The sequence below is a fragment of the Aestuariicoccus sp. MJ-SS9 genome, assembly GCF_032586235.1.
Taxonomy (GTDB): Bacteria; Pseudomonadota; Alphaproteobacteria; order Rhodobacterales; family Rhodobacteraceae; genus Aestuariicoccus.
The window spans coordinates 218,295-225,219 of sequence record NZ_JAWHTD010000004.1; the positions used below are offsets into that span (position 1 = coordinate 218,295).

Genomic DNA, 6,925 nt, shown 5'->3' on the forward strand with positions numbered 1-6,925 from the left:
GACCCCGATGACCAAACAAACGGATATCGCCATGGCCAAGGCCGTGAACACAGATCGCGACTGGTGGCGCGGCGCGGTGATCTATCAGATTTATCCGCGCAGCTTTCAGGACAGCAACGGCGACGGGATCGGCGACCTGCTGGGCATCGCGCAGCGCCTGCCGCATGTGGCCAGCCTGGGCGTCGATGCGGTCTGGATCTCGCCGTTCTTCCGTTCGCCGATGAAGGATTTCGGCTATGACGTCAGCGATTATTGCGACGTCGATCCGATGTTCGGGAGCCTTGCGGATTTCGACATCCTGATCGCCACGGCGCATCGGCTGGGGCTGAAGGTGATGATTGACCTGGTGCTGTCGCATACCTCTGAACAGCACCCCTGGTTCATCGAAAGCCGTTCCAGCAAGGAAAATGCGCACGCCAATTGGTATGTCTGGGTCGACGCCAAGCCGGACGGCACGCCGCCCAACAACTGGCTGTCGATCTTCGGCGGGTCGGCCTGGCAATGGGACAGCACCCGCTGCCAGTACTACATGCACAACTTTTTGACCGAGCAGCCGGATCTGAACTTTCACGAACCGCAGGTGCAAGAGGCGCTTCTGGATGTGGCGCGGTTCTGGCTCGATCGGGGGGTCGACGGCTTCCGGCTCGATACCATCAACTTCTACGTCCACGACGCGCAGCTGCGCGACAACCCGCCGCTGCCGGTGGAAGAGCGCAACCCGATCACCGCTCCGGCGGTCAATCCCTATACCTGGCAGGATCACCTCTACGACAAGACCCAGCCCGAGAACCTGGCCTTTCTGCGCCGTCTTCGGTCGCTGATGAACGAGTACAACGCCGCTGCGGTGGGCGAGGTCGGCGACGACCAGCGCGGGATGGAGATCCTGGGCGAATACACCGGCGGCGACGAGCTGATGCACATGAGCTACGCCTTCGAGCTGCTCAGCGATCACGCCCCCGACGCGGCCTATGTCAAATCGGTGATGGACCACCTGCACAAGGTGGCCGCCGATGGCTGGGCCTGCTGGGCGTTTTCCAACCACGACGTGCCGCGCCATGTCAGCCGCTGGTCTCTGACCGACGCGGCGGCGCGCTGCTATACCACGCTGATGATGTGCCTGCGCGGGTCGGCCTGCCTTTATCAGGGCGAAGAGCTGGCGCTGCCCGAGGCCGAGGTGGCCTTTGAGGATCTGCAGGATCCCTACGGCAAACGGTTCTGGCCCGCCTTCAAGGGCCGCGACGGCTGCCGCACGCCGATGGTCTGGGAGCCCAGCAATCAGAACGGCGGCTTCAGCGCCGGGATGCCGTGGCTGCCGGTCAGCCATGACCACCTCAACCGCGCGGTCAGCACGCAGGAACAGGATCCGTCGGCGATCCTGCATCACTATCGCCGCGCCGTGTCGTTCCGCCACGCGCACCCCGCGCTGCGCAACGGCGAGATGACCGAGATCGGCACCGACGGCACGATCCTGCATTTCAAGCGCAGCTACGGGGGCGATACGCTCTTTTGCGCGTTCAACCTCAGCCACGATCCCGCCGCGATGGATATGCCCGAGGGCGTCTGGCGCCAGATCGGCGTGGAACTGGGAAGCACAACCGCAGCGCCGGACGGCAAGCTGCACCTCGGCCCATGGCAACCCGCCCTGGCGCTGCAGGCCAACGCATAAATCGGGAGGGACAGCATGGCCAATCTGAAACTGACGGACGTCGCCAAGACCTACGGCGGAACGGTTGATGTTCTGAAAAACATCAACCTGGACATCGAGCAGGGCGAGCTGATCGTCTTCGTCGGGCCCTCGGGCTGTGGCAAGTCAACGCTCTTGCGGATGATCGCCGGGTTGGAAAAGATCACCGGCGGCACGCTGGAAATCGACGGCCAGATCGTCAACGACGTGCCCCCCGCGCAGCGCGGCATCGCGATGGTGTTCCAGTCCTACGCGCTTTATCCGCACATGACCGTGCGCGACAACATGAGCTTTGCTCTGAAGATCGCCAAGAAATCGCCCGAGGAGATCGACGCGGCGGTGACCCGCGCCGCCAAGATGCTGCAGCTCGATCCCTATCTCGACCGCCTGCCAAAGGCGCTGTCTGGCGGCCAGCGCCAGCGCGTGGCCATCGGCCGGTCGATCGTGCGCGATCCCAAGGTGTATCTTTTCGACGAGCCGCTGTCGAACCTCGACGCGGCGCTGCGCGTCGCCACACGGATCGAGATCGCCCAGCTGAAAGAGCAGATGCCGAACTCGACCATGATCTACGTCACCCACGACCAGGTCGAGGCGATGACGCTGGCGAGCCGTATCGTGGTGCTGGCCAACAAGGGGATCGCCCAGGTCGGCTCGCCGCTGGAGCTTTACGAGCGGCCCAATTCGGAATTCGTCGCGCAATTCATCGGCTCACCGTCGATGAACCTGCTGGCGGGCGAGGTCGTGGGCACCGGCGAGCTGACAACGGTCAAGCTGACGGGCGGCGGCACCGCCGTGTCGCATTACCCGACGACCGAGGCCGACATGGGCCTGCAGGTCAACGTCGGTGTGCGGCCCGAAGATTTCGTGGAAACCGGCGGCGATTTCATCTTTGAGGGCAAGGTGAACATCACCGAAGCCCTGGGCGAGGTGACGCTGCTCTATTTCGAGCCGCAGCATGGCGACGACCCGGTGATCGGCAAGCTGCCGGGCATCCACGCCGATCTGCGCGGCAAGTCGGTCAAGCTGGGCGCGACGCCGGACAAGGTGCATCTTTTCGCGGGCGGCACGTCGCTGCTTTACCGCTGAGACGCATTTCGAGGGCAGGGCTGGGGGGCCAGCCCCCCAGACCCCCCGGAGTATTTCTGCCAAGAAGAAGCAAGAAGAAGGCGAAGTGGCGCATGTTCCGCCTTCGTTCTCTTTTTTTCATTGGCGATGGCACGGGCATCAACTATGTCTTAACCCGACCGTATCGGGGGTAGCATGGCTGAGCTGAAGCAGATCGAGGTGCGCGGCGCGCGCGAGCACAATCTCAAGAACATCGACGTGGACATTCCGCGCGACCAACTGGTTGTGATCACCGGACTTTCGGGTTCGGGCAAGTCGAGCCTGGCCTTCGACACGATCTATGCCGAGGGCCAGCGGCGCTATGTCGAATCGCTCTCGGCTTATGCGCGGCAATTCCTCGACATGATGGAAAAGCCGGATGTGGACCACATCACGGGCCTGTCGCCCGCGATCAGCATCGAACAGAAGACCACGTCGAAGAACCCGCGGTCGACCGTCGGCACGGTGACGGAAATCTACGACTATATGCGGCTCTTGTTCGCCCGCGTCGGCACGCCCTTCAGCCCCGCCACCGGCCTGCCGATCGAGGCGCAGCAGGTGCAGGACATGGTCGACCGGGTGATGACCATGGAGCCGGGCACGCGCGCCTATCTGCTGGCGCCCATCGTGCGCGACCGCAAGGGCGAGTACCGCAAGGAATTCCTCGAGCTGCGCAAGCAGGGCTTCCAGCGGGTCAAGGTGGACGGACAGTTCCACGACCTCGACACGCCGCCGACGCTCGACAAGAAGTTCCGCCATGACATCGACGTGGTGGTCGACCGGCTGGTGGTGAAAGAGGGGCTGGAGACGCGGCTCGCCGACAGCTTCCGCACCGCGTTGGACCTCGCCGACGGCATCGCCATCCTCGAGACAGCGCCGAGCCCTGGCGAGGAGGACTCGCAAGAGACCGAGGAGCCGGTCCGTATCACATTCTCCGAGAATTTCGCCTGTCCGGTCAGCGGCTTCACCATCCCCGAGATCGAGCCGCGCCTTTTCAGCTTCAACGCGCCCTTCGGCGCCTGCCCATCCTGCGACGGGCTGGGGGTCGAGCTGTTCTTCGACGAACGGCTGGTGGTGCCGGACGCCACGCTGAAAATCTACGACGGCGCGCTGGCGCCCTGGCGCAAGGGTAAGTCGCCCTATTTCCTTCAGACCATCGAGGCCATCGCCAAGCATTACGAATTCGACAAGAACACCCGCTGGAAGGACCTGCCGGCGCATGTGCAGCAGGTCTTCCTCTACGGTTCGGGCGACGAGGAGATCAAGTTCCGCTACGACGAGGGCGGGCGCGTCTATCAGGTCAGCCGCGTCTTCGAGGGCGTGATCCCCAATATGGAGCGGCGCTATCGCGAGACCGATTCCAGCTGGATTCGCGAGGAATTCGAACGCTACCAGAACAACCGCGCCTGCGGCGCCTGCGGCGGCTACCGCCTGCGGCCCGAGGCGCTGGCTGTGCGCATCGCCGGGCTGCACATCGGTCAGGTGGTCGAGATGTCGATCCGCCAGGCCTATGACTGGTGCCAGTCGGTGCCCGAGCATCTGACCAACCAGAAGAACGAGATCGCACGCGCCATCCTCAAGGAAATCCGCGAGCGGCTGGGCTTTCTGAATAACGTTGGATTGGAATACCTTACGTTGTCGCGTTCTGCCGGTACGTTAAGCGGCGGCGAGAGCCAGCGGATCCGGCTGGCCAGCCAGATCGGCTCGGGCCTGACGGGGGTGCTTTATGTGCTGGACGAGCCCAGCATCGGTCTGCACCAGCGCGACAACGACCGGCTGATCACCACGCTCAAGAACCTGCGCGACCAGGGCAACACGGTGATCGTGGTCGAACACGACGAGGAAGCGATCCGCGAGGCGGATTACGTCTTTGACATCGGGCCCGGGGCCGGGGTGCATGGCGGGCAGGTGGTCAGCCACGGCACGCCCGAGGAAGTGGCCGCCGATCCCGCCAGCCTGACCGGGCAATACCTGTCCGGGAGCCGCGAAATCGCGGTGCCGGCCGAGCGGCGCAAGGGCAACCGCAAAAAGCTCAAGGTGGTCAAGGCGACGGGCAACAACCTCAAGGAGGTCACCGCCGAATTCCCGCTGGGCAAGTTCGTCTGCGTGACCGGTGTGTCGGGCGGCGGCAAGTCGACGCTGACCATCGAGACATTGTTCAAGACGGCCTCCATGGCGCTCAACGGCGCGCGGCAGACGCCCGCGCCCTGCGAGACGATCAAGGGGCTCGAACATCTCGACAAGGTGATCGACATCGACCAGCGCCCCATCGGGCGGACTCCGCGGTCGAACCCGGCGACTTACACCGGCGCCTTCACGCCCATCCGCGACTGGTTCGCCGGTCTGCCCGAGGCCAAGGCGCGGGGCTATAAGCCCGGGCGCTTTTCGTTCAACGTCAAGGGCGGGCGCTGCGAGGCCTGCCAGGGCGATGGCGTCATCAAGATCGAGATGCACTTTTTGCCGGACGTCTACGTCACCTGTGAGACCTGCAAGGGCGCGCGCTACAATCGCGAGACGCTGGAAATCAGGTTCAAGGGCAAGAGCATCGCCGACGTTCTCGATATGACGGTCGAAGACGCGCAGGAGTTCTTCAAGGCCGTGCCGTCGATCCGCGAAAAGATGGATGCGCTGGTGCGTGTCGGGCTGGGCTATATCAAGGTGGGTCAGCAGGCCACGACGCTTTCAGGCGGCGAGGCGCAGCGCGTGAAGCTGTCCAAAGAGCTGGCCAAACGCTCGACGGGCCGGACGCTCTATATCCTTGACGAGCCGACCACGGGTCTGCATTTCGAGGATGTTCGCAAGCTGCTGGAGGTTCTGCACGAGCTGGTCGAGCAGGGCAACACGGTCATCGTGATCGAGCATAACCTCGACGTGATCAAGACCGCCGACCACATCATCGATATCGGCCCCGAGGGCGGCGACGGCGGCGGCGAGATTGTCGCCACCGGCACCCCCGAAGAGGTGGCCGAGGTCGAGCGTTCACACACCGGCCGCTACCTGAAACCGATGCTGCGCGCGCGCCGGGTGGCGGCGGAGTAGACTTTTGATCGAGTTCCGGTTTATACACGCATCACGGCAGGCGACGCACATGTAGATTTGCTTTGGTTGAATGATCCAAACTATTATAATTACTTTCATATTTCTTTTGAGCTTCTCGTCTCCGGACGCCCTGCACGCGCAATCGGCAAAGATTGTGTGGGAAGATGAGTTCGATGGTCTCAGGCAGGCTCGGAGGCGTGAGATCGGCCATGAAAAATACGCGGCCACCTTGGAACTGGCGGAACAGGGTATTTTTGGTCTGCTTGCGAACCAGAACAGAGAGACCGATATTTTTCAGTCGCGTCTTTATTTCGAATCCAACACCCGTTTTGCCGTCTTCGACGTAAAGCGTGCCGGAGGTCCAAGCCGAACTTTGGCCTTGTCGGAAACGGGGCATTGGACGTTCGTCAGGCAGAGTCAGTTGACGCCCTATGACGAAATCGTTTCCCGAGACAGTGCCGAATTTGCCGAGGCGCGCGCATTGCTTCAGTCGATGTCAAGGTTGCTGTCGCTGGCGACCTCTACAGGCAAGTACAATCAAACGATCAATTCGTGCTCTGGCAAACGTACCGTCAAACTCAGCGGGGGCGCCAAAAGCGAGGTCAAACTGTCGCTTGGTATTGCCGAGGTACTGTTCGGTGCCGACGTTGGGCTGGAGGAAACCAGGGAATTCGAGCGCGGGTTTCAGACGTATCGTATGTTTTTCGGCCACGAGGAAACAGGGGATTTCATAGAAATCGTCCGTTCACAGACTTGCGGTATAAACAATGAATTTCCCAACAGGCATATCTATGACCTTGTTATGAATGGCCAAATCCTCGTGACTCTGCAGCCAGACAAGTATGAGGATCGACAGTTTTCCACCGATACCGCAAGCGGGCGCGCTTTGATCCGGTGCAAAAGCGATCTTGTGGGGTATCGCGCTTATCTCGGCGACGTACTGGACGTTCCTCAAAAATGGCACGAGATCGTGGCAGCGGTGACGGCGCGTTGGAAAGGCCTGGAAGACTTTTCCAACTGCTAGAGCGTCGTCCATTTAATCTGCAACATATCCGGCAGCCTTGAAGAGGTTTCTGCACTCGTTTGGCGGGAAGAGAT

The 6,925-nt window shown here is 62.1% G+C and carries 4 protein-coding genes; all 4 read left to right on the forward strand.

The window, feature by feature from the left end; genetic code table 11:
- Positions 1 to 7: 7 nt before the first annotated feature.
- The 4 genes from RXV88_RS05205 to RXV88_RS05220 all read left to right on the forward strand — a co-directional run bounded on the left by RXV88_RS05205 (position 8) and on the right by RXV88_RS05220 (position 6,851).
- Positions 8 to 1,666, forward strand: coding sequence for an alpha glucosidase (locus tag RXV88_RS05205; RefSeq protein ID WP_316291045.1), 1,659 nt, complete (start codon positions 8 to 10; stop codon positions 1,664 to 1,666).
- Between the two features lie 15 nt (positions 1,667 to 1,681).
- Positions 1,682 to 2,770, forward strand: coding sequence for a sn-glycerol-3-phosphate ABC transporter ATP-binding protein UgpC (locus tag RXV88_RS05210; protein ID WP_316291046.1), 1,089 nt, complete (start codon positions 1,682 to 1,684; stop codon positions 2,768 to 2,770).
- 174 nt (positions 2,771 to 2,944) lie between these two features.
- A complete protein-coding gene (uvrA, locus tag RXV88_RS05215; protein WP_316291047.1) occupies positions 2,945 to 5,827 on the forward strand; it encodes an excinuclease ABC subunit UvrA in 2,883 nt (960 codons plus the stop codon).
- Positions 5,828 to 5,933: 106 nt separating this feature from the next.
- Positions 5,934 to 6,851: a hypothetical protein gene (locus RXV88_RS05220; RefSeq protein WP_316291048.1), complete on the forward strand. Its 918-nt coding sequence runs from the start codon at positions 5,934 to 5,936 to the stop codon at positions 6,849 to 6,851.
- Positions 6,852 to 6,925: the final 74 nt, after the last annotated feature.

What these genes read in the sequence shown, in the direction of transcription:
- RXV88_RS05210 (WP_316291046.1), top strand. Translation starts at nt 1,682, where the DNA reads ATGGCCAATCTGAAACTGACGGACGTCGCCAAGACCTACGGCGGAACG.
- RXV88_RS05205 (WP_316291045.1), top strand. Translation starts at nt 8, where the DNA reads ATGACCAAACAAACGGATATCGCCATGGCCAAGGCCGTGAACACAGAT.
- uvrA (WP_316291047.1), top strand. Translation starts at nt 2,945, where the DNA reads ATGGCTGAGCTGAAGCAGATCGAGGTGCGCGGCGCGCGCGAGCACAAT.